The sequence below is a fragment of the Paenibacillus sp. CMM36 genome, from assembly GCF_053570945.1.
Window position 1 is genome coordinate 231,679 of record NZ_JBSEDY010000004.1, and the last position, 22,749, is coordinate 254,427.

At 46.9% G+C, this 22,749-nt stretch carries 17 protein-coding genes and 3 pseudogenes; 3 read left to right on the forward strand and 17 right to left on the reverse strand.

The window, feature by feature from the left end:
• The first annotated feature begins 352 nt into the window (after nucleotides 1-352).
• Complete coding sequence (locus ACWA2B_RS11120; RefSeq protein ID WP_449292215.1) at nucleotides 353-808, forward strand: helix-turn-helix domain-containing protein; 456 nt, start codon at nucleotides 353-355, stop codon at nucleotides 806-808.
• A 293-nt stretch (nucleotides 809-1,101) separates the two neighbouring features.
• The gene (locus tag ACWA2B_RS11125) at nucleotides 1,102-1,566 is read left to right on the forward strand and encodes a helix-turn-helix domain-containing protein (protein ID WP_449292216.1); all 465 of its coding nucleotides are present in this window, start codon (nucleotides 1,102-1,104) and stop codon (nucleotides 1,564-1,566) included.
• Between the two features lie 274 nt (nucleotides 1,567-1,840).
• Here the strand turns inward: ACWA2B_RS11125 and ACWA2B_RS11130 are convergent, their stop codons facing one another.
• From ACWA2B_RS11130 to ACWA2B_RS11190, 13 genes and pseudogenes are all read right to left on the reverse strand, one after another.
• On the reverse strand, nucleotides 1,841-2,218 hold the full coding sequence (locus ACWA2B_RS11130; RefSeq protein ID WP_449292217.1) for a hypothetical protein: 378 nt from the start codon (nucleotides 2,216-2,218) through the stop codon (nucleotides 1,841-1,843).
• 5 nt (nucleotides 2,219-2,223) lie between these two features.
• A pseudogene (locus ACWA2B_RS11135) lies at nucleotides 2,224-2,805 on the reverse strand (AAA family ATPase); the annotation flags it as partial.
• Between the two features lie 115 nt (nucleotides 2,806-2,920).
• A complete protein-coding gene (locus ACWA2B_RS11140) occupies nucleotides 2,921-3,616 on the reverse strand; it encodes a YdcF family protein (protein WP_029518114.1) in 696 nt (231 codons plus the stop codon).
• Nucleotides 3,613-4,170: a DUF402 domain-containing protein gene (locus ACWA2B_RS11145; protein WP_029518115.1), complete on the reverse strand. Its 558-nt coding sequence runs from the start codon at nucleotides 4,168-4,170 to the stop codon at nucleotides 3,613-3,615. The genes ACWA2B_RS11140 and ACWA2B_RS11145 overlap by 4 nt, the downstream gene beginning before the upstream one ends.
• Nucleotides 4,171-4,335: 165 nt before the next feature.
• Nucleotides 4,336-6,996, reverse strand: coding sequence for a PBP1A family penicillin-binding protein (locus tag ACWA2B_RS11150; protein WP_449292218.1), 2,661 nt, complete (start codon nucleotides 6,994-6,996; stop codon nucleotides 4,336-4,338).
• Between the two features lie 190 nt (nucleotides 6,997-7,186).
• Nucleotides 7,187-7,432 (reverse strand): RNA chaperone Hfq, encoded by a 246-nt coding sequence (gene hfq / locus ACWA2B_RS11155; RefSeq protein WP_029518117.1) that lies wholly within the window; start codon nucleotides 7,430-7,432, stop codon nucleotides 7,187-7,189.
• 20 nt (nucleotides 7,433-7,452) lie between these two features.
• Nucleotides 7,453-8,433, reverse strand: a complete 981-nt coding sequence (gene miaA, locus ACWA2B_RS11160) for a tRNA (adenosine(37)-N6)-dimethylallyltransferase MiaA (protein ID WP_029518118.1) — start codon at nucleotides 8,431-8,433, stop codon at nucleotides 7,453-7,455.
• A complete protein-coding gene (locus ACWA2B_RS11165; protein ID WP_029518119.1) occupies nucleotides 8,417-9,265 on the reverse strand; it encodes a class I SAM-dependent methyltransferase in 849 nt (282 codons plus the stop codon). The genes miaA and ACWA2B_RS11165 overlap by 17 nt, the downstream gene beginning before the upstream one ends.
• A 12-nt stretch (nucleotides 9,266-9,277) precedes the next feature.
• On the reverse strand, nucleotides 9,278-11,452 hold the full coding sequence (gene mutL, locus ACWA2B_RS11170) for a DNA mismatch repair endonuclease MutL (RefSeq protein WP_340955684.1): 2,175 nt from the start codon (nucleotides 11,450-11,452) through the stop codon (nucleotides 9,278-9,280).
• Between the two features lie 63 nt (nucleotides 11,453-11,515).
• The gene (gene mutS, locus ACWA2B_RS11175; protein WP_029518121.1) at nucleotides 11,516-14,335 is read right to left on the reverse strand and encodes a DNA mismatch repair protein MutS; all 2,820 of its coding nucleotides are present in this window, start codon (nucleotides 14,333-14,335) and stop codon (nucleotides 11,516-11,518) included.
• A gap of 110 nt (nucleotides 14,336-14,445) precedes the next feature.
• Nucleotides 14,446-15,679, reverse strand: a pseudogene (locus tag ACWA2B_RS11180) (putative amidoligase domain-containing protein).
• A 134-nt stretch (nucleotides 15,680-15,813) separates the two neighbouring features.
• Nucleotides 15,814-16,371, reverse strand: coding sequence for an outer spore coat protein CotE (locus ACWA2B_RS11185; protein WP_013310588.1), 558 nt, complete (start codon nucleotides 16,369-16,371; stop codon nucleotides 15,814-15,816).
• Between the two features lie 126 nt (nucleotides 16,372-16,497).
• A complete protein-coding gene (locus ACWA2B_RS11190) occupies nucleotides 16,498-17,394 on the reverse strand; it encodes a LysR family transcriptional regulator (RefSeq protein ID WP_029518123.1) in 897 nt (298 codons plus the stop codon).
• A gap of 115 nt (nucleotides 17,395-17,509) precedes the next feature.
• Here ACWA2B_RS11190 and ACWA2B_RS11195 point away from each other — a divergent pair, with 115 nt between their 5' ends.
• Nucleotides 17,510-18,826 carry an amino acid permease gene (locus ACWA2B_RS11195; protein WP_029518124.1) on the forward strand — a complete coding sequence of 439 codons (1,317 nt, stop codon included), beginning with the start codon at nucleotides 17,510-17,512 and terminating at the stop codon, nucleotides 18,824-18,826.
• Between the two features lie 21 nt (nucleotides 18,827-18,847).
• Here the strand turns inward: ACWA2B_RS11195 and ACWA2B_RS11200 are convergent, their stop codons facing one another.
• From ACWA2B_RS11200 to ACWA2B_RS11215, 4 genes and pseudogenes are all read right to left on the reverse strand, one after another.
• Nucleotides 18,848-19,804, reverse strand: a complete 957-nt coding sequence (locus ACWA2B_RS11200) for an aromatic acid exporter family protein (protein WP_029518125.1) — start codon at nucleotides 19,802-19,804, stop codon at nucleotides 18,848-18,850.
• 119 nt (nucleotides 19,805-19,923) lie between these two features.
• Complete coding sequence (locus ACWA2B_RS11205; RefSeq protein WP_013310592.1) at nucleotides 19,924-20,757, reverse strand: ABC transporter permease; 834 nt, start codon at nucleotides 20,755-20,757, stop codon at nucleotides 19,924-19,926.
• A gap of 8 nt (nucleotides 20,758-20,765) precedes the next feature.
• The gene (locus ACWA2B_RS11210) at nucleotides 20,766-21,578 is read right to left on the reverse strand and encodes an ABC transporter ATP-binding protein (RefSeq protein WP_039271226.1); all 813 of its coding nucleotides are present in this window, start codon (nucleotides 21,576-21,578) and stop codon (nucleotides 20,766-20,768) included.
• Nucleotides 21,575-22,667: pseudogene (locus ACWA2B_RS11215) on the reverse strand (ABC transporter substrate-binding protein). Before ACWA2B_RS11215 ends, ACWA2B_RS11210 begins: the two are co-directional and overlap by 4 nt.
• Nucleotides 22,668-22,749: the final 82 nt, after the last annotated feature.

Below are 22,749 nucleotides of genomic sequence, written 5' to 3' on the forward strand. Positions count from 1 at the left end.
ATGGATATACGACGATACGCCTATGTGGTTTCAAATATTTGGGACTATATGAAGATTAGATGAATTATTGCGTGATGCGTAGTCATCTCCCTTCTTTATACGTACATGATTTTGTGAGTTGTATTCTGTTAATACAACTGTGTTCTTCATCCTATATAAGTACTAGTAGTCATGTTATACTTACCAAAGAAAAAGATATGAAATAATGATCAATTATCACCCTCTTCATAAAGAGGCAATGTATACTTCTCCTCCTTCCTGTAAAATTCATCTTGTATTACAATAGTGAACATGTCTACAATAGTAATGTACAATATACTTATTTGCCATGTCAAGAAACAAAGGAGTTTTTATGAAAAGCGACATTTATATTTATCTTCGACACCTTAGAGAAACAAGGGGCTGGTCTTTACGAAAAGCTGCTGAAGAAGTTGGAGTCAGCGTCTCATACATCAGTTTAATTGAAAAAGGTGTCCATCCGAATACCGATAAACCTCCAAAGATTTCTCCAGAAATTTTAGACAAATTTGCTTCTGCTTATGAAGTGCCTAAAGAAGAACTTTTAATGTATGCTGGCTACATTAGTGATCAACTCGCCTTTGATCTTGAGAATCCCGGCAAAAGTCGATATATGACAATTGAAGAATCAAAAGCGTATTATGCATTAATCAGAAAGAAGAACGGCGAAAATAATGACTTGGCAGACTTTATAGAAGAATCAGAATTTCTAACATTTAGAGGCCGACTTATTGATACTATTACAAAAAGAAAAATAATCGACATGATTGAAATTCTGACAAATGACTAATATAAAGCATACAATGCCATCCTAAATTACAGGGTGGTTTTTTGTTGCATTCTGGATGAATTTAGCACGAATTTTAGGCTTTGGTTGTAAACCTCCCTTTTTTAGCTTTCTTATGTTTCACTAAATGAAATATGATTTAATTAAGTTAACTTAGCGATTTAATTAAATCATTTACATAAACATTTGTCAATTTTTTTTATGTTTCATTAAATATACTTAGTAAATGTGTGTATTTTTTATCGGAATATCGCTATAATGTTATTAGGAATTAGATTACCAAAGGAGAAAATTGAATGGATAGCTTAGGGGAAAGAGTTCGATTAATGAGAACGAAAAAACGCTTAAGCATGGAAAAACTAGCTACTGAGTTAATTCTTCCTGCAAAGAACAAAGAGACTGGCGAAATGGTCGGCTACAAAAAGACAACAAGTGCAACTATATCTAATATCGAAAATGACAAACATAGCCCTTCACTAGATATGGCGGTAGCATTAGCAGACTATTTCGATGTGTCATTAGATTGGCTGGTGCGTGGCAAAGATTATGAGAAAAAAGAAAGTTCAAATCAAAGTGATATGGACATAGAGGGGGAAGAAAAGCATTTTGAATTCAAACTAAAAAATATTGAAGATCACATCCATTTACAAAGTTTAATTAGGAAAGAATTTTTGAATTACGTTAACAGTGAAGAGTTTACTCAGCTTAGTAATGAATTATTTAAAACAAAATTTGACACAGATAAAAAAGAGGATTCCTAATTATTGGAGTCCTCTTTTAACTTCTACCATGTTATGGATACTTCAAGCTATAAAAAATTTTGATGCTATTGTGTATCATAAACTAAAATTATGCTCACATTATGAGAAATCCCTTATCTACTTCCTCATGAATGCATGTAATACATTTGCACCTAAGGGCCTATCTTTCGTTTTAAGCTTCGAAAAACATAATTTGATAGCCTATCTATCTTTAACACAATTCACGTTAATTTACCCGTTCTAGGCCCTTATGGGTACATTGCGACTTACATATCTATGTTAACACATGGCCTTCTCTAAGTACTTGTCTTATATATGGAGGGCTATACTTATATTTAGCATAGATCTGATTTAGTGTTAGTCCTTGAATATAGTGTAGGTCATATAGTAATGGATAGTCTTTGGCTCTCTTGATTTTCGATCTCTCTTTATGACTTATCAACTTAACACCTTTTGCTTTAAAAAGCGATTTGATCGTCCACCAGTCTACTCCAGCCTTTTCAGCAATTTGTTCAAAGCTCAGTAAGTCTTCTTGGTATAGTTTGAGTAACGATTCGAATTGATCTTCATATTTCTCCCATTTGTTCTTTCTGTCTTCACCTCCCCACTTCGGCTTAACTAAATCAATTGAATCATATACATAGATTGTCAAACCTTCGTCTTTACCAAGGTATCAATCGCTTCTTTTCCAAAATCCTTTTCCCCTCCGCGTGCCAAACTGTAAGCCTCGTCAATGAACAACACGCCGCCAAGAGATTTCTTTACCAGATCTCGCGTTTTTTGTGCCGTGTGGCCAATATACTCACCGACCAGATCAGCCCTCTCCACCTCAATCAGATGACCTTTGCTCAGTACCCCCATTTTTTGCAGCATTTTAGCGATAATGCGGGCTACTGTCGTTTTCCCCGTACCTGGATTTCCTTTGAAAATCATGTGATATACGTGTGCATTACTCAATAATCCCGCATCCGTGCGCATATGAGCGATTTGCAAAAAGGCATATACCTCAAATACAAGGTCTTTGATGTTATCCAAGCCGACGAGATGATCGAGTTCTTTCTGAATTTCCTGATAAAGACTGAGATACTGCGGTAGCGCCTGTGACTTGGTTGAAGCCACTGCTTCCGTCTCGTCCACAGTCACCGAAGCTATCGGCTCCGGGCTACGCAGCACGACATTAATTTGTCTGGAAGGTCTCTCCTCCGACCGCTTGCCCGCGGCGATTCCCCGTCCGTTCATGCATCCATCACCTCAACATTTCTTCAGGCACAGCTTACCCTATTAATGTATTCGGTCTGGCATGTCCTTATTAGCATAAAAGCAACGGGAACGTGCACAAAGCCTTTTCTTTAATTCAGGCAACCCAAGTTTGAGCGCTGATCCACCACCGTTGCAGCGTCCATTTAGCGTATGCCAATACTTCTCTTGATTGATGAATTGGCATATTCAGCACTTTAGATTCCGTCAGAGCCATCTGAGGATGATCAAACTTTAAGAATTGAGCAATCTCCATCGCCCGAGGGCCATGATAGCTATGTGTGATGATCACGGTAGAGGTCCATCCATATTCCTTCATAATGCGCTGGCTATAGAGCAGATTTTCGTAAGTACTGGTCGCATGGTTTTCCAACACAATATGCTGTACAGGGACCCCTCTATCTACCAAATAGCGTTGCATGCCCTCAGCCTCCGTATACGGAAAATCGGGTTTATCCAGTCCACCACTTACAATTAGATGCTGTACCGTCCCGTTGCGGTATAAGCGCAAGGCTTCTTCCAGCCTTTCCTTCAATCCAGGACTGGGCTCAGCCCCCCACATAGAAGCACCTAATACGATACCAATTTGCACTTGCTGGAGCGGAGTGGTAGAGGCGGCCGTATTCATGTTCCACACTCGGATTCCTGCCCATACCAATCCGATCAAAATGAAAATTATCAAAGAAAGTACAAGACGCTTAGTTACCATAGATATTTTCTTAAGGCGACTCTGCCTGCTTTTCAACTCAGGGCGTTGGGGCCCGATGTCTTTAATCCACTGCAAAACTTTCACCGTTCTCTCTTGAAATCACCGTTGTGAAACCATTCTGCTCGGTGTTTCAGCGACATTTTAAAATAAGGGAACACGTGGGCATCTATCTGATGTAACACATCAGCCGCTGTACGGTTAGCCAATTCTGCCTCTTGCGTTGAGATATGCCCCCGTTGTAATGCCTCCTCCAATTCATCCTCATCCACCAGGAAGATTTCACCGTTTTTAAGCACCACAACATCCAAATACAGATCGTCAAACCAAGGGACTCCTTGATCAGTCACACCCTGATTTCGGCAGGTATCAATATACCATTCAACGATTTGCTCCCGATTGTCAAACATAGCAGTCACCACATAGTGCTCACCTTTTGGATAATATTGCAGCCAGGAATATCCTTTATCGGCTATGCAAAACGTATGACCACCGTAACTCTTCCATAACGGCTCCTTGAGACTCAAAATGGTATACAGGGTCATATATCCTGTAAACGCGTCACTTTCTACATACCGGCAAGCAAACTTGCGATTGGTGATTCTGCGCCAGTTGGCCCGGTCTCCGAATTTGCGCTTCATAAATGATGTTCCTCTCCAACATTGGTAAAACCAGCTTACCATATTTAAACTGTACACTCAAAAATAACCCCTGTATTACAGCAAAAAAGGTATTTTCAGACTGTAAAAACAGTCCGAAAATACCTTTGATTTGAAGCCAATATCATCTTACATAAAACATATTTGCTAATCCCGGTTGTGACGTCCACGATTGGAGTTTGAATGACCGTTGGATTTGCTTTCCTGACTTCCATCCATAATAGCACCTGTGGTAGATGCATCTGTATTTTCTGGATTGGTCATAGTATTTTCATCAGTTATACCTGAATCCGGCGTAGTCGTCTGACCATTCCCCGTATTTGTATCGTTTCCGTTCCCAAAATTGTCGTTACTGTTGCCTGTGCCTCCAGTACCATTTCCATTGTTACCTCCAGGAGACGTTGGAACTTGGTCAGAACCAGTACCGTTATCAGTACCTCCAGGAGTCGTATTCCCCTGGTCTGTGCCGTCCTGACCATCTATATTCTCGCCATTATCCGGTACAGTTCCATCCTGATTAGGATCATTTCCTAGCTGCGGATCTATCGGAGTAGTCTCTGTCGGAATTTCTACACTAATCGTATTCGAAGCTGCGGATTCTTTACCATCCGCTCCATAAGCTACGACATAGTATTGATACGTTTTTCCAGCTACAGGAGACGTATCTTCGCCACTCGTGCCTCTCATCGCCTCCATAATCGTCCTGAAGCTTCCTTCGGAAGACTCTTTACGATAAACACGGTATTGTACATTGTCTCCCTCTGCCGCATTCCAGGACAACGATACAATTTGGGTGTCCTGACTATAAGACCCGCTCAGTCCGCTTGGAGCGGTAGCCTGAACCGGCTCTTCTGGCTTCTGCTCAACTGGTGGTTCATATCCCTTCGGCTCGCTGAATTGCGTAACCGGATGCCCCTTGAGAGCTTCACCCATGACCCTTCCGAAAAAGGCTGCCGACTGCCCACTATAGTTTCTGAGCATATGTTTACTGTCCGGCTTATCATAACCCATCCATACTGCTCCGGTATATTCTGGCGTATAACCGACAAACCAGATGTCCCGGTTACCACTATTACCGCTAATTCCACTTTGGGTCGTACCCGTTTTACCGGCTACAGGCCAGTCAATGCGTGCTTTGCGACCTGTACCGCTATTGACTACATTTTGCATCATTTGTGTCATTTCATAAGCCGTTTTTTCACTCATTACAGATTTAGTTTCCTCTTCATGAGTATAAACTACTTGATCATCACTATTGTTAATTTGCTTAATAGAATAAGCCTTTTGGAATTGTCCTTTATTGGCAAATGAGCTGTACGCCTGCGCCATTTCAAGGGTATTCGTCCCTTTGCTTAATCCACCCAATGCGATAGCAAGTGAGTGATCGTTTTTGTCCATCGGAATGCCTACGCTCTCGGCAAATTGAACCCCTTTTTCCACACCGATTTGGTTCAGCAACCATACAGGCGGAATATTTTCAGACTTCGTAATCGCGTCGAGCATGCTGATGGTCGACGAGTAACCATGCAAGTTTTTCGGACTGTATCCGTTAAAGCTCTGGCGTTCGTTACTCAAAGGAGTATCCATCGTAAATTTGCCGGATTCGAGAGCTGGCGCATAGGCTACAATCGGCTTGAAGGCCGATCCTGGCTGTCTGCGGCTCTGTGTCGCACGATTGAAGGTTCCCTTTTTGTAATCCCGTCCGGGTGCCATCGCGGCAATTCCACCTGTCTGGTTGTTAATAATGACCATCGAAGCTTGAACTGGCTGATCGTCAGGACTTTTTTCGAACATGTCATCATCTGCCATCGCCTGATCCAGCGCATTTTGAGCCTGGGCATCCATTGTGGTATGAATTTTGTAACCGCCAATAATCAGATCATTGCCGCTAACTCCTGGCAGTGCATCCTCTGCCTCATCCATGACGTATTCCATAAAATTTTGATACTTTTGAACTTTTTCTGGTTGTTTGTAATTGTAATTTACAGCCTTGGCCTCTTCCATCTCTTGCTTTCCAATCATCCCCTGCTCAAACATCAGCTGGAGAACCACCGCACGTCGTGCCTTCGAGTTCTCCGGGTTACTGATCGGATTATACTTGGATGGCCCTTTCGGAATAGCTGCCAGTGTAGCAATTTGCCACAATTTTAATTCTTTTAAGTTGGTTTGCCCAAAATAACCTTCCGACGCTGCCTTAATTCCAGAATAGGAGCGTCCAAACCAAATCCGATTTAAGTAGAGAGTAATAATTTCATCTTTAGTCAACCTCCGCTCCAGCGCCATTGCGATGGATACCTCTGTCGCTTTACGGAAAAAGGTTTTGTCACGTGTCAAAAACAAGTTTTTGGCCAGCTGCTGAGTTAGCGTACTGCCGCCCTCCACTGCCGAACGGGCCACGATATCCTTAACGGCTGCCCGACCGATAGACCAAATATCAACTCCTTGATGCTCCATAAAACGCTTATCCTCGGTTGCAATAAAAGCTTTTTTGAGCAAGTCTGGTATTTCTTCACTTTTGACAGGATCACTTTTTTGCACAGACAACTCACCCATGAGCACACCGTTGCGGTCATAAACCTTTGATGTCTCATTCACTGTGATTTTGTCCTTGTTCGCATCGTAAATTTTTTCGCCATTTACCATGACAAATAAATAGCCACCAAGTGCGCAAAATATAGCTACCGCCGCGGTAATAAACAGCGTCCATCCAATTCGCTTACCTGTAATTTTCTTTTTCTTGCCCTTCGGCTTCTCTTTAGATGTGTTTCTATTGCGATTGCCGGATCTGGACAATGAATCGTTTGGCATTCCCCTGACTCCCTTTCGCGAATAATCATATGGTACCTAACATAAGCTTAAAGCTTGCTGTCGGCAACTTGAAAGTAAACGGAATGAAAAGAACAACCCTGATCAGGTTGCTCCCGGTCACATTCCTATACAGTTAGACGAGACGGACGCCTGAAAAGTTTCATGAACCCGGACGACCGTCAAGCCGTAATCAGTTATCGCTAGCGCTATCCTGTTGCTGTACAAGCGATACATTGCGTTGCGGTGTAAAGGTGGAGATGGCATGCTTGTAAATCAGCTGCTGCTTTCCATCCGAGTCGATCACAATCGTAAAATTGTCAAATGCTTTAATCGTCCCTCGCACCTGAAATCCATTGATGAGGTATACCGTTACAGGTATAGAATCCTTGCGCAATTGATTCAGAAACGTATCTTGGATATTAATGGACTTGTTCATTTTAGCCGTACCCCCAATAATCATTTGGATTGTTTTGAAGTATATTCAAGGTCTGTCCGGAACTTTCCTGCTATAATTTCGTGTATTTGGGCTGCATGAGCAGAAAAATTTCCGAAATCAGTGACATCTACCCACTGGATATCCTTCATATGGCGAAACCACGAGAGCTGTCGCTTCGCAAAATGACGCGTATCCCGTTTTAGCCAAGTCACCGCCTCTTCCAAAGACACCTCTCCCCGCAGGTAGGAGGATATCTCTTTATAGCCTAGACCTTGCATGGAGATGGCATCGCTTCGCACTCCCCGTTCCATTAAGGAGGTTACCTCAGCAACAAGCCCTTGATCGAGCATCCCGTCAATTCGGTCTTCAATACGTTTATATAGCATTTGCCTATCCATTGTCAAACCTACGATGCAGAGTTGGTAGGGAGATTCCTTTTTTTGACTGGCAAGTTGAGAGCTAAGTGTCGTTCCGCTAACATGGTAAATTTCCAGTGCCCGAACGACACGACGACGATCATTAGGATGCAAACGAAGTGCACTTTCGGGATCAACCGCCTGTAGTCGCGCATGAAGCGCGTCAGCTCCAAACTGTTCGGCATAGTCCAGCTGCTCCTGACGAAAAGCTTCGTCAGCCCCTACCTCGGAAAACTGGTATTCATAGCAGACTGATTCTACATATAAACCTGTTCCGCCTACGATAAACGGTAGCTTTTCTCTAGATTGAATATCAGGTATGAGACGACGACAGTCCTCCTGAAATTGGGCTACTGAATATGGGTATTCAGGCTCATGAATATCAATTAAATGGTGCTTGATTCCTTCCATTTCCTGTTCGGAAATTTTGGCAGTTCCAACGTCCATATGACGGTATACCTGCATGGAATCCCCGGAAATAATTTCCGCGTCAAATTGTCGAGCCATCTCAATGCTTAGTTTCGTCTTGCCAACCGCAGTCGGGCCAACAAGAACGAGTAGTTTAGGCTTAGGTGCCACTGTCAATATCGATCACTCCGTACACTGTTTTCGTTGTGCCCCGCTGCTCTACACGGAAGCCGAGGCGGGCAAATTCCCCGCTACCCCGTTTTTCTTTTAATACAATTGTTTTTCGTGCAATCCGTTTCGCATGAACAATACTTTCCTCACTCAACGCGTCTGGATTTGCCAACCCTCTCAATGGACCAATTGCGCTGGAATCGAGCAACGGATCACGAAACATAGGGTCAAAATAAATAATATCTATACTGCGATCCGGCAAACTACGCAAATAGTCCAAATGATGACCAAAACGAACGTCAATGTTGGAAAAGGCTTTATCTACTTCAGCGTTGCCGGAACGGTAATGCCTCATTCCATCCTTGATTAAAGCGTAGACGGGGAAAGAACTCTCCACAGCCGTGACTTGTCCAGAGCTTCCCGTTCCAATTGAAAATAGAAGAGAATCCGTACCAAGTCCTGCAGTGCAATCCAGCACGGTATCACCCGGGACGATCCGGGCAGCCGTCAACATCGGGTCAGGTTCACCCTTTAATACCCGTTTGGCGCGAATGAAGCCCATACTGGGGTGAAAAGCCATCGGTGGTTGTTCTGGGCTAATCAGCCTTACTCCGCCCTGCACCAGAACCAACGCTTGACGGACTCTGTGAGCCGCAATTAGCTTAGCTACCGATATGCCACGACGAGGGGCATACAGCGCCCCTAACTCGGCTGCAAGCAACTTCGCTCGCTCCACAACCTCAGCCGAGGGGGAATCCCCTGTCGTGACGAGTAATTCGACTTGCTTTTCCCGTAGGCTCGACTGCTCTTCTTCACGGTTTTCCCGATCCTGCAACATATATATACTCCCTTACATTACTCTTTTAAACAGCTTCTCTAAATCATATGTGGAAAAGGAAACCACAATAGGTCGCCCATGAGGGCAAGTATAAGGTTGTTTGCACGCTGCCAAACGCTCTAGCAGCACAATAGCCTGCCGATCAGTCAGCTTCTGGTTTGCTTTAATCGAAGCCCGGCAGGAGCACATGATTGAGGCTGCTTCCCGCAGCTTAGCAAGATCAATGGCTCTTTCCTCCAGCACCCATCCGGCCATTTCCTCAATGACATCCGCTTCTTCCCCTTGGGGAAGCCAGTACGGGTAAGAGCTGACACGGAAGGTTTGACCGCCAAAATGCTCCAGATACACCCCCGCCTGTTCAAACCAGTGCAGCCTTGTTTTCAACTTTTCCGTTTCGGAAGGCGTAAAATCCAGTGTAATTGGCAGTAGCAGCTCCTGCGATACTGACTCGGGATTGCCGAATTTTTCATAATAAAATTCATAATTGACTCGTTCATGTGCGGCATGTTGATCAATTAAATACAAGCCCTGGTCGTTCTGCGCAATCAGATATGTCCCATGGTGCTGACCGATTAAATTCAGTTCAGGAAAAGTAGGCAGCTCTGGAACTTCTCCCGACACCGCTGCCAATTGCTCCGCATCCAGACGTTGCTGGCGCGGCTTCTGATCCGCGAAATGACGGGAATCCGTAGCTTGTCCTGCAATCGGCGGCATAGAAGATGGGTAAGCAGCAGAAGCAGCTGTTTCCTGTATCCCTCTGCTGTATAAGGTAGTTGTGCCTATTGCGGCATTATCTCCTTCGGACGACTGTACGGTCGCCCCATCAGGAAGCGGCACTTCCCCTTTAACTTCACTCCCGTTGTTTTCTTCCACAAAATCTGCATCCAGTTCATCATCATTAATACTTTTACCTGAAAGATTGTTTGCCCGTCCAATGGCTGAGAGACTATCCCTGCTCGGACGTTGCTCACGCTCCTGGCTACCCCTGTTATTCTCTTCGTTCCTGTTCAAGTAATTGGATTGGTGCGATTCCTGGCTCTCCGGCGAAGTTACGGAAGGTGGCAGTGCTCCCCCCCGGTCTTTGCCGGAAGGAGCATCCCCTTCCGCACCATTTCCCTTCGAGAAGTGAAACTGCTCCTGCACAAACGAGCCACTGTCCTTGCCACCGATCTCGCGCTTGACTGCCTTCGGAATCAGCACTTGCTGCCCTAAGACAGCTTTTACCGAATCTTCAACCAGCTGAAACAGTTCAGCTTCTTTACTGAACCTTACCTCCAGCTTGGCAGGATGAACGTTAACATCCACCAGAGAAGGATGCATTTCCAGTTGGATCACAGCCAGCGGAAAACGATTGATCGGCAACAAGGTATGATACGCCTTGAGCAACGCCTGATTAAGCCCGTAGCTTCGTACAAAACGTCCATTCACTACTGTCGAGATCGCATTGCGATTTGATCTCGTCCACTCTGGGCGACTGACATAGCCACTAATTCGGTAATCCAGGCTCTCTCCTTCTAGCAGCAGCATGGATTTCGCCGCAGAAGTTCCGTAAATAGCGGCAATCACCTGCAGCAAATCACCATTGCCCAGCGTTTGCAGCAATGTATTGCCATTATGCCGCAATGTGAAGGCCACTTCCGGGTGCGAAAGCGCCATTCGGTACAATACATCCGAAATGTGTCCCAGCTCGGTCTGGATTGTTTTCATATATTTCAGCCTTGCAGGTGTATTATAAAACAGCTCCCGTACGGTAAAATCCGTCCCTTGCCTACTAGCAGCATCCTCGTGAAGTAACAGCTTACCGCCTTCAATCACTAATTTACGGGCACGCCCGTCATCTCCGGCTGCTGTAAGCAACTCTACTTTCGATACTGCCGCAATACTTGGCAACGCCTCTCCCCGAAAGCCGAGACTTGTGATCTGAAACAGGTCGCGACCATGTCCAATTTTACTTGTCGCGTGCCGATAGAATGCCGTTTCCACGTCTTCAGGCTCAATGCCACTTCCATTATCCGTCACCCGGATACTTTGCAAGCCGCCCTCTTCTACCCATACGTCCACCCGCGTACCGCCTGCATCAATCGCATTTTCCACCAGTTCCTTCACGACGGAGGCTGGACGCTCCACGACCTCACCGGCAGCAATCTGGTTCGCAATATGTTCATCCAGTACCCGAATTTTAGACATCCTTTTAACCTCCTCCTGACTTCAAAGTGCGATGAAAAATAAGAATAATGTCACTTATTTTAACTACAGGCCATTGGCCTTATTTTTAAGATCATTTAATAGCTGCATTGCCTGTAAAGGAGTCATATTCATGACATCAGCATTCTTCACCTTGCGCAAAATTTGGCGCACAATTGGATTCGTCTCTACTGTCTCTGCGTGGGGCTTGGAGGTGGCAAGCTCCTGCTCTCCAAAAATGGACAGCTGTACCACTTCGGTTGCTCCTTGCTCCAACCTGCTGGAATCCTCCACAGTCTGTAGAGTATCTTCTTTTACCAGGGTCGCCTGCTGTGATAAAGACTGAGCTGATGATGCAGTTTCTCCGCTTTCTCGCAATGTCTGGCCTGAATTATATTTGGTCAAAGAAGAAATATCCTCTGTCCCTGAAACTGTACGAAGATCAGTCCCTTCCTTCCCTCCTACTACTATCTCGGTACCTGCCGTTACTTGAGCCGCTGCCTGTTCAAAACCATTCAGCAGTCCATTCGCTCGCTCAATAATGTTATTGGGCAAGCCTGCAAGCCGAGCACAATAAATACCATAGCTACTGCTAGCCGCTCCCGGTATGAGCTTGCGCAGGAAATTCACTTTGTCGCCGCTTTCCTGCACGGCCATAGAGTAATTTCGCAGCGAAGACAGGCCTTGCTCCAAATGCGCCAGCTCATGGAAATGCGTGGATACCAGTGCCTTACAGCCGATCGTGTCATGGACAAATTCGATGACTGCCTGTGCAATTGCCATTCCTTCACTGGTAGACGTACCTCGTCCCAGTTCATCAATAATGATCAAGCTTCGCGGAGTTGCCTTGTCCGTCATTACTTGGATATCTGCCATTTCGACCATAAACGTACTCTGCCCGCCGATAAGATCATCCGCTGCGCCGATCCGTGTGAAAATGCGATCCAGCATCGGCACCTTGGCACGTGCAGCAGGGACAAAACAGCCAATTTGAGCCATAATTGCAATAAGTGCGACCTGACGCATATACGTACTTTTCCCAGCCATGTTCGGCCCGGTGATAAGTAGAATATGCGCATCCGCTTCCTCCAATACCGTGCTGTTGGCGATAAAACCGCCATCTTTCATTACAGCCTCCACCACGGGATGGCGACCCTGCTCCACTACGAAATCATATCCTGTAGTCAGCTCAGGTTTCACGAATCCCCGTTCCGCGCTAACCGATGCCAGCGACTGATACACGTCAATTTCAGCCACTTGCTCTGCCAGCTTTTGCAAACGGGGAATTTCAGCGTTTAGTTTACTGCGAAGCTCGGAGAAAAGCGTATACTCCAGATCAACCATTTTATCCTCGGCTTCCAGAATTAGAGATTCCTTTTCCTTCAACTCCGGTGTAATATACCGTTCCGCATTCGCCAACGTCTGTTTGCGTTCATATCGACCTTCTGGTAATGAGGCCAAATTGGATTTGGTCACCTCGATATAATAACCAAATACTTTGTTATATCCAATTTTAAGTGACCGAATGCCGGTTGCTGCACGTTCCTTGGCCTCTAGCTCAGCGATCCAACGTTTACCGTTCACACTCGCCTCGCGCAGTTCGTCCAGACGCTGATGGTAGCCTTCCTTAATAAGACCTCCATCCCTTACGGAAATCGGCGGTTCATCCGCCACCGCTTCCTCAATCAATGTACACAGGTCTGTACAGCTATCCAGCGTTTGTGCAATCTGTCTCAGCGTCTTCGAAGGAGATTCAGCGCACAATTCGCGTAAAGAAGGAATTCGGACCAGCGACAGCTTGAGAGCGATCAGATCACGTGCATTAGCACTACCAAAGGCAATCCGCCCAACCAGACGCTCCAGATCGTAAATCTCTTTAAGCTGAGCACGTACATCCTCTCGGAAAATAAACTGGTGGTATAGCTTGTCCACCGCCTCCAAGCGTTCCTCAATAAGACTGCCGCTCAACAACGGCTTGTCGATCCAACGACGCAACAGACGCGCTCCCATGGAAGTCTCTGTGCGATCCAACAGCCACAGCAGCGAGCCTTTCTTGGAGCGTTCACGTACTGTCTCCACCAGTTCCAGATTCCTGCGGGTAAATGGATCCAGAATCATAAAATGGTTTGGCTCATATACGGAGATTTGGGTCAATTGGCCTAACGATCTTTTTTGCGTTTCATTCAAATAGGAAATCAAGCGTGATACGCACCGTCTGCGTTCCTCCGTAAGCCTTGCCCACGTGGCTTCGCCAAATTGATCCCGAACCAAATCATCCTTGGATTTGTCCCAGGCCGTATACACAACACGCCGTCCAACGGGGGACATACGGGAAGCCACAAAATCAAGCAGATGACCATCCCCCAACATTTCGGACGGCTCATAAATGTTTATTTCATCTAGTAGCCATTCTTTCGAATCAGGCACAGAGGTCACATACAATTCACCTGTTGACAAGTCGCACGCCGCAAGAGCCAGCATCCCGTCCGTCTCTGTGACACATACCATGTAGTTGTTGGATTTATCACCCAGCACCTTGCCTTCCATTACTGTACCCGGGGTCACAACGCGGACAATATCCCGCCGCACCATCCCCTTCGTAGCTGAGGCTTCCTCCATTTGCTCACAGATGGCCACTTTATAACCTTTCTCAATGAGGCGCTGTATGTAATTTTCCGCTGAATGATAAGGCACGCCGCACATCGGAATTTTTTCCGTGGCGCCACCCTCACGACCCGTAAGTGTAATTTCCAGCTCCTTGGATGCAAGAATTGCATCATCGAAAAACATCTCGTAAAAATCTCCCAGACGGAAAAACAAAAATGCATCTTTAGCCTGCTCTTTTATGGATAAATACTGCTCAATCATCGGTGTATATTTAGACATACCGTTTACTAACCCCCACACTTTGTTCCGTTTAAACTTATAATTATCTCTCATTATATCAAAAATGACAGTCGATAACATGAAACCATTCCTGGTGTCGACACTTGATTTTACGTAAGCTTCCAAAAGGGGCGCAAATCCCGTGATTCATCCCACTGCTTCCCCTTGCGGAGGCTGTCCAGCAATGGCGCTACATAAGCTTCATATTGCGAGTATATTTCCAGTGAAACCATATCCAAAATAAGAGGTTCCATATACTCCTTAAGCACAAATTGATTTCCTTCATAAAAGGCTCTGTGAGCCTCCTCTTCACCCAGCGGCCTACGTTGCAAACGCGGATATTGAGTAGCAATGAGAAACGCCATACCAATCACCCCTTTAGCTAGCTGTGGCGAGATAAGAAAACTGGGCAGTGTACGATATTCAAAGCCTCCATACGACTGACGTCGAAAATCACCCAAATTGCCATAATGCGGTCTGCGCCGGGCCGCACGCTTGTCTTCCAGTAGCGCCAAAGGCAGTGCCAAATAGTTATCCAGTGCCCGGAGCAAGGCACCGTTTAGCGCAACCCCGCTGAAATGCAGATGTCCGCCCAGTGGAAAACCCGGTTGCGGCATCCCCCCCCGCCTGCCAGATGAGTGTGCGGTCGGTAATGCGCCGGGCTGCGGTTGCAAAAGCTTGACGCAGGTGCTTCAGCAGACGGTCCGGATCTCCACTCGGCGCTGGACGAAGCTCAGCGACTGGATACAGCGTTCGTCCTCGACGCGTAACAGCATCGCAGCCGGCTATGCCGAGACGACCCAAATATCTTGAGGCCGGCACGACCCGTCCCTCTGGCATACGAATCAGCACAAATTCAGGGTCCATTCCGATGAGTAGTCGATCTCTCCCTCGTTGCGCTGAAAGATTCTCACCCTCAACATCCCCTTCGCGCGCAGCAATTTCATATAGCGCGGCCAAACGTCTATCGTTCAACCATGGCTGTGCCGAGACTTCACGCACCTGACAGCTGCGCTCCCCCAGCGGCGTCAGTATCACCTCACCACTGTCCAAACCCAGTGTATACAACGCACGTACAGCTAGCCGCTCCATCCGGACATAGAGCGGTGAATGTTGATCCAGTTCAGACAGATCGTATGCGCGGACTTTGGAAGGGCCTTCGATGGCACGCCTACGAATCTCCAACACTCGCAGTTGATGGATTTGCACCGCGTAGCCTATCGCAAAATCTGCTATACTGCTATCCATCCACTGCACCGCTATGCCTGAACGCTCCAGTCTACGCTTTTTTTCATCATTTGGCATCTGCCTGAAGCGTATGAGCGCCTGTCCTGGCTGCTGCATTATATCCCCCCCTACGAACTACGTACGGATTTCAATCCAATTTCAACCCGCAACAACAAAAAAGGAGGGCCTTTGCCCCCTGCGCAGAATCAGCCGGCGCAAGAGTAAAGCGGCCCTCTTTTTGGTTGCTTCTGTCAGAGCTCGTCGTCAATGAGGTCGGGGTCGAGCTCCTCATAGTCCCCCTCTTCCGCTCCAAAATCAAAGTCTTTGTCAAAATCATCGCTGCTGCCATTCGGGAATACTTCTACAACAATCTTCGTTTCCGCCACCAGCTCCACCGCAAATTCCCGCTCGACCCGGATCATTACGCTGCCACCTCCAGAAGACACACTGGCCTCGACGCAACTCGGCTCCTGTGTAGCTTCGGCGGATACTTCCACTGTAGACGCCCGGTGCTTCGGATCAAGATACGAGAGCGGCACATTTTCTACGTACGACACCGTTTCCTTGGCAACATCGGTCTGCGAGTTTTTATCGTATGAGTACCAAATATTGATATCATACGTCCCGACGACCTCAATGCCGTCCCCCGCCGCCACAGCTTCATACTGGTGGTTAATAATCCATGCCCCTAAAATGCTCGTCGGATTATTCGGCGGAGTTACGGTATGGGTTACGGTAGAGAATCTGCGACCTTTACCACAGATCGCTTTGGTAATAATCTCTCTACGATTTTTATGACTTAATGCCATTCTTGAACCTCCTCCATACAATCAATCATTCCATACATATGTATGCAGGTTGTGGGCGAATGTTGAGTGAATAGGCGAAAAGGAAAAAATATTATTTGTATAAGCATATGCCGTGATGGCTTGAACTCATGCACGCCAATGTGTTACATGCTGCTCAACGATCTGTAAAAATTCGCTAAGAGCCGGGGATTTCCACTTTTTCGTGTGATAAGCGACCTGAGTAGCCACCTGCTGTTCACTGTCATCCCAGGCTAAACGCGCCATTTTACCTTCTCGCAGCTCATTTTGTACCGTTACTAGCGGGAGCAACGCAATACCAAGCCCAGCCATGACACACTGCTTGATGGCTTCAATACTCCAAAATTCCAGGCTAGGGTCTGAAAAAATACCGTGTTTATTCAGATACTGCTCAAAAAGGATACGGTACGTACATCCTGCCTCTGTATGCAAAATGGTTTCATCCTTCAAGTCGGCAGGCTCTACCTGGGTATAGGTAACCAGCGAATGCTCGAGTGGCGCAACCAAGGCCATCGGCTCGTGAATAAGCGTGGTGACATTCAGTTCTCTATCCTCTGTCTCGGGCTGAAGCAAAAAAGCCAAATCCAGCTCACCGGAACGGATCAAATCGCGTAATTCCCAGCATTCGCCGGGTTTGAGGACAATTTTAACCTTCGGATACCGCTCCCTGTACTCACGGATCAAACTCGGTAGACGAAAAGCGGCCAGAGACTCTGGTGCTCCTATTTTCAGCGTGCCTGCCAATTCCGTTTCTGAACGAAGCGCATCCTTAGCCATAGCATGCATCTTGGAAATTTCCTGCGCATAGGGCAGCAGACGTCGCCCGGCATCCGTCAGCATGATTTTCTTGCCAATGCGATCAAAAAGCGGCGTACCCAACTCAGTCTCCAGCGTTTGAATTTGAGCAGTGATACTCGACTGTGCATAATCCAGTATACGCGCTGCTCGCGTAAAACTGCCTGCCTCAACTACATTTAAAAAGGTAAACAAATGCCGCGATTCCATAATCCGCTCCTTCAATCGTTTTTTTCGATGCAAGCAATCGTTATATTCCGTTTTTCCGATAGATTGATTATCTGATAAGCTGGAGAAAATAACAATAGAAAGAAGGCTTTTCTGCATGACAAGTGAAAGTAAACTTCAATCCACCATTGGTCTTCCACAGGCCATTGCACTCTATATCGGAGCTGTACTGGGTTCGGGAATATTGATTGTGCCTGGTCTTGCCGCCCAAATGGCGGGACCGGCATCGCTGCTGGCATGGGGTTTTATGACCCTGCTCATCTTGCCAATGGCACTTTCTATGGGTCTTCTATCCGCCAAATTCCCGAATGCGGGTGGAGTATCGCATTTTGTCACGTTGGCCTTTTCACCACGTGCCGGTGCTTATATCGGGTGGTTTTTTCTCATGTCAGTTCCGATTGGGGCTCCTGTTGCCGCACTCACCGGAGCCGGCTATATGACCGCAGCCATGGGCTGGGGAGAGGAAAGCCGCATGATGTTAGCCGCTGCTATGCTGGCGGTGGGCCTGATCATCAATTGGATCGGCATGAAGGTCGCGGGACGTATTCAGATCGCAGTCGTCATAGCTATCGTTGCTGTCCTTATATTCGCCATTGCCGCAGCACTTCCTCAGATGAAAACAATCCACTTCACCCCGTTTGCTCCACATGGCTGGCTCTCCGTCGGTCAAGCGGCCGCGATTCTGTTTTGGTGCTTTATCGGTTGGGAGGCCGTGTCCCATATGTCAGAGGAATTCACTAATCCCCGGCGGGCGGCCGTTAGAGGTGTGACCATTGCAGCCGTCATTGTTGGTTTGCTTTATTTCTTAACAGCGCTGGCTACTGTGGGCACACAAAGTTACCTTGCAGGGGGTTCGGATGCTTCGCTCGTATGGGTGATTAGCCGGGCTATTGGGCCATGGGGCGCGATAATTGCAGGCTTGACGGGTATCTTTATTTGTACCGCTACTATTATTGCTTATGTGGGTGCCGCTTCACGTGTCGCTTATGCTTTATCCCGGCAAGGACAGGCCTTTCGCTGGATGGGCATGTTATCCCAACGATTCCACACCCCTATCGGAGGCATTGCTTTTCTTAGCGTCTGCTTCGTGATCATTATGGTGTTGTACGGTAGTGGTACTGTTTCACTCACTAACCTGATCCAGTTCCCGAACGCCACCTTTATTCTGACCTATCTCGGCGGTTGCGCAGCAGGAATTAAACTTCTACGTGGTAGTCGCTGGGGCGTTGCCATTAGTTGGATATCGTTTATCTCTACAGCGGTCGTTTTCCCCTTTGTCGGATGGGCTATGCTGTATCCTTGCCTGATCACCGCTGTCTTATGGATCACAGACCGAATTCGGCACAAACGGACTTTAAACCATCCGGCTTCTACCGACACTGAACAAGAAAAGGCTACTGTCCGTCATGGATAGTAGCCGCTCAAGGCCTTTACTCTAATTTCTTACTGGAGTAGGGGCCTTGTCCTTTTTCGCAATTTTCAAATACTGATGAAGCTCATGTGTAAGCTGTAATAATGCCGAACGAATCTCAAATTCCTCCCGGGTTGCGGGAAGCTCCATGGCTTTAAATTCTTCACGAACCTGCTCCAGCAGCTTCTCGGTCTGTCCCGTATAATGTCCAGCCAAAACGTCATTGCTAAGCTGGTCGAACAGCTCAGCCAGAAGCTTGGCCTGCGGCATATGCTGATACATTTGTGCGATCAACTGCATCATGTTTTGGATCGAATCCAGCTGTTCTTTTCGCATATAAAAATACACATTCCAGCCCTCTTGGGGACGAAGCATCTGATTTTCCAAGGAACGCCCCGCCTCAGTGACCCCTTTGGCTATCACGCTGTTCGCTTCAATAACTTCCTTGCCATCCCATATGTATGCTGGACTACGCAGCGTATTGGCCATATTTCTGAATATAACAGAAAATGTCCGATCTACCTCCTGCCGAATTTGTTGCATGGTATTATCAGAACCCGGCATATAGGCTAAATTGACAATCATTGCGGAACCCAGTCCAATCACTAGCAGACCTAGCTGGGTCAGCAGTACCTCCATATCAATCACGCCGCCGCTGAATACGCGAAAAACCACGACCGAACCGGTGACAATCCCTTCTTTAAAGCCCACCCGTACAATGACTGGAAACGCCGTTAAAATATATAATGCCAGTACCCAATCATGGAATCCGAATACTACAAACAAAACACAAGCAAAAAGAAGCCCCACGACGGATGCAAAAAATCTCGCCGAAATAGTACGGAGACTTCTCTTGCGTGTGACATCCACCCCCAAAATCGCTAAAAGCCCTGCTGAGGTAGCACCATGAATGCCAAAACCCTCCGCAATAAGTACGGCCATTAATGCGGCAATAGCCGTTTTAATCGTACGAAAGCCCATGAAAAAATTCTGTCCTCTCTGGATGAAATCTGTTTTAGCATTTTCATAAATTTTAAGTATTTTCATTTTTCATGGTACTTTATTTTCACGTTTTACACAAATGTTCAGAACTTTTATTATTACCGATGAGGACGACCCGAAAGCAGGCGATGCTCCACATACACGACCGCCTGATACATCAGAGTAGCTACGACAGCAATGATCAACAAACTGGACATAACCAGCGTGAAATTGAATACCTGAAAACCATAGATAATCAAATAGCCTAAGCCGTTTTTAGCCACCAGAAATTCACCAACAATCACGCCAACCCATGCCATACCCACATTCACTTTCAGTGTAGAGACAATTGCAGGAAAGGATGCAGGCAAAATCACCTTTTGAAACGTATCACGGCGTGATCCGCCAAACGTGCGAACCACTTTGATTAGATTCGAATCGACTTCCTGAAAGCTGTTGTATACGACTAGTGTCGTAATGATGACCGTAATGGAGAGGGTTGTCATTAGAATAGCAGTAAATCCCGCCCCAAACATAACGATAAAAATTGGACCTAGCGCCACCTTAGGCATACTGTTGAACACGACCATATAGGGGTCAAGCACCCTCGACAAAAACGGTGACCACCAAATAAGTACAGCCAGCAACGTACCTAACAGTGTACCGAGTAAAAACCCCGCCATCGTCTCTCCCACGGTGACACCTACATGTCCCCATAATTCACCACTGACCGCATCCTTACCGATCTGGGTGAAAATTTTGCTCGGATAGCTGAACAACAGTACATCAATCCACTTCAATCGACCTGCAATTTCCCATAATACAAACAAAAGCAGTAAAATAGCTGTCTGTACCCCTGTCACTAACCATCGTTGCGAACGCCTGCTGCGTAAATACGCCTGATGTAGTCCTTGAATCCAACGTTGCTCAAGCTGATCCGCTTCGTCCTTCATACGTTAACTCACTCCTTTGCTCCCGAAGCCTCCAGTTCACCCCATATTTCATGAAAAAGCTCATTAAAACCCGGCTGCTCGCGTGCATAAAAAGGCTGAGCTTCTCGGATGCAACCCGGAATCTCGAAGGTACGTCGGACATGACCAGGATTTCGACCCATCACTATAATCCGGTCACTGACCGCAATGGCTTCGGCCAAATCATGTGTGACTAAAATAGCCGTCTTCCTCCGCTCGCGCAAGGTTTCCGCAATCAGATCTTCCAGCTGTAGCTTGGTTTGATAATCCAGCGCGGAGAACGGCTCATCCAGCAGCAGCAATCCCGGATTGGTCGCCAGCGTCCGTACCAGCGCCACGCGCTGGCGCATTCCCCCAGACAACTGGGATGGATGCAGATGCTCCTTCCCTCCCAGACCCATGCCTTCCAGTAACAGCCTTGTCTGCTCACGTGCAGCTTCATCTACTCTGTTGGCTAGTTCCAGACCCAACAATGCGTTCTCCATGATCGTCCGCCACGGGAACAGATAATCCTGCTGCAGCATGTAACCGACTTCTGGACTCGGCCCACTTACCGGCTGACCTTGCAACATGACTTGGCCTGCCGCTGGACGCAGTAGCCCTGCGATCATGGACAGGATCGTCGTTTTGCCGCAGCCGCTTGGGCCGACCAAGCTGACAAACTCCCCTGTCTCTACGGAAAAATCAATATTCTCAACCGCCAGCGAAGCTTCACGATCCGTTACATAGACATGCGTCACTTGCTCCAGTCTCACCATCGGTCTTGTCGCGTCCGAAGTTAGATCACTCCGTTCCTCCATCATGACGAACCTCCAGCATCGACACCTGCATCCGTAGATTCAGTTGTGCTCTTTTTCACAGGCGGTTCAGTATTTCCGGTAGAATTTGACGAAATCGCTTGTTGTGCAAAACTTGGGTTCACTAGCTTATCCAGTGCAACTGGACTTTTAAGCTCCCCTGCCGAGGTCATGACATCCTGTAAGTTCTTCCATTCCTTTTCCTCAATCATCGGGTTCAAAGCATAGGTGCTCTGTTCCTTATATCGCTTGATACTACTCGTCAAAATAGCTAAATCTGTATCTTTAAAATAGGGCGTGATTGCTTCGGCAATCTGTTCAGGTGAATGCGTAGCAATCCACTGTTGTGCCCGATATACAGCATTTGTAAATTTCTGTGCAGCCTCGCTATTTGCCTTCAGGTAGCTTTGCTTAGCCATATATACCGTATACGGCAATTCGCCGCTCTCCACACCGATAGAGGCAACTACCCGCCCACGACCTGCCTTTTCAAAAATAGATGCCTGTGGCTCAAATAGCTGTACATAATCCCCTGTACCCGAGCCGAAAGCAGAGGCAACATTAGCAAAATCAATATTTTGAATCAGCTTCAGATCCTTATGAGGATCAATGCCGTGTTTGCGAAGCGTAAATTCAAGTGACATTTGCGGCATTCCGCCCTTGCGTTGCCCCAAAAAATTTTGTTCTTTCAGCTTTTCCCATGCAAAGTTATCTTGCGTTTGACGGGCAAACAAAAAGGTTCCATCCTTCTGTGTCAGTTGGGCAAAATTAATGATAGGGTCCTCTGCTCCTTGCTGATACACATAAATAGATGTTTCCGCGCCGATGAGCGCGATATCCGCCTGGTTGGACAACAACGCCGTCATCGCCTTGTCCCCCCCGGGAATCGTTGCCAATTGGACATCCAGTCCCTCCTGAGCAAACATTCCCTGGCTCAAGGCTACATACTGCGGCGCATAAAAGACCGTACGGGCTACCTCGCCTAGTCTGATCTCAATTGTCTGCTCCCCCCCCTTTGGGGGTGCACCCACTGAGCAACAGTAATCCGAGTAGTGCCGCAGCCACCACAGCTTTGAAACGAGCGCCGTTTTTCATCCTTATTCCCTCCCCACCTTTTTACATCCGTTGACTTCATATATTGTTATGCGGTTGTCGATATATTGGTTAATTGCACAAA

Excerpts from the sequence above, each read along its gene's own strand:
- ACWA2B_RS11165 (WP_029518119.1), bottom strand. The coding sequence starts at position 9,265 with ATGTTGCAGGATCGGGAAAACCGTGAAGAAGAGCAGTCGAGCCTACGG.
- ACWA2B_RS11195 (WP_029518124.1), top strand. The coding sequence starts at position 17,510 with ATGACAAGTGAAAGTAAACTTCAATCCACCATTGGTCTTCCACAGGCC.
- ACWA2B_RS11190 (WP_029518123.1), bottom strand. The coding sequence starts at position 17,394 with ATGGAATCGCGGCATTTGTTTACCTTTTTAAATGTAGTTGAGGCAGGC.
- ACWA2B_RS11145 (WP_029518115.1), bottom strand. The coding sequence starts at position 4,170 with ATGAAGCGCAAATTCGGAGACCGGGCCAACTGGCGCAGAATCACCAAT.
- ACWA2B_RS11120 (WP_449292215.1), top strand. The coding sequence starts at position 353 with ATGAAAAGCGACATTTATATTTATCTTCGACACCTTAGAGAAACAAGG.
- ACWA2B_RS11200 (WP_029518125.1), bottom strand. The coding sequence starts at position 19,804 with ATGGGCTTTCGTACGATTAAAACGGCTATTGCCGCATTAATGGCCGTA.
- ACWA2B_RS11125 (WP_449292216.1), top strand. The coding sequence starts at position 1,102 with ATGGATAGCTTAGGGGAAAGAGTTCGATTAATGAGAACGAAAAAACGC.
- ACWA2B_RS11185 (WP_013310588.1), bottom strand. The coding sequence starts at position 16,371 with ATGGCATTAAGTCATAAAAATCGTAGAGAGATTATTACCAAAGCGATC.
- hfq (WP_029518117.1), bottom strand. The coding sequence starts at position 7,432 with ATGAACAAGTCCATTAATATCCAAGATACGTTTCTGAATCAATTGCGC.
- mutS (WP_029518121.1), bottom strand. The coding sequence starts at position 14,335 with ATGTCTAAATATACACCGATGATTGAGCAGTATTTATCCATAAAAGAG.
- mutL (WP_340955684.1), bottom strand. The coding sequence starts at position 11,452 with ATGTCTAAAATTCGGGTACTGGATGAACATATTGCGAACCAGATTGCT.
- ACWA2B_RS11210 (WP_039271226.1), bottom strand. The coding sequence starts at position 21,578 with ATGATGGAGGAACGGAGTGATCTAACTTCGGACGCGACAAGACCGATG.
- ACWA2B_RS11205 (WP_013310592.1), bottom strand. The coding sequence starts at position 20,757 with ATGAAGGACGAAGCGGATCAGCTTGAGCAACGTTGGATTCAAGGACTA.
- ACWA2B_RS11150 (WP_449292218.1), bottom strand. The coding sequence starts at position 6,996 with ATGCCAAACGATTCATTGTCCAGATCCGGCAATCGCAATAGAAACACA.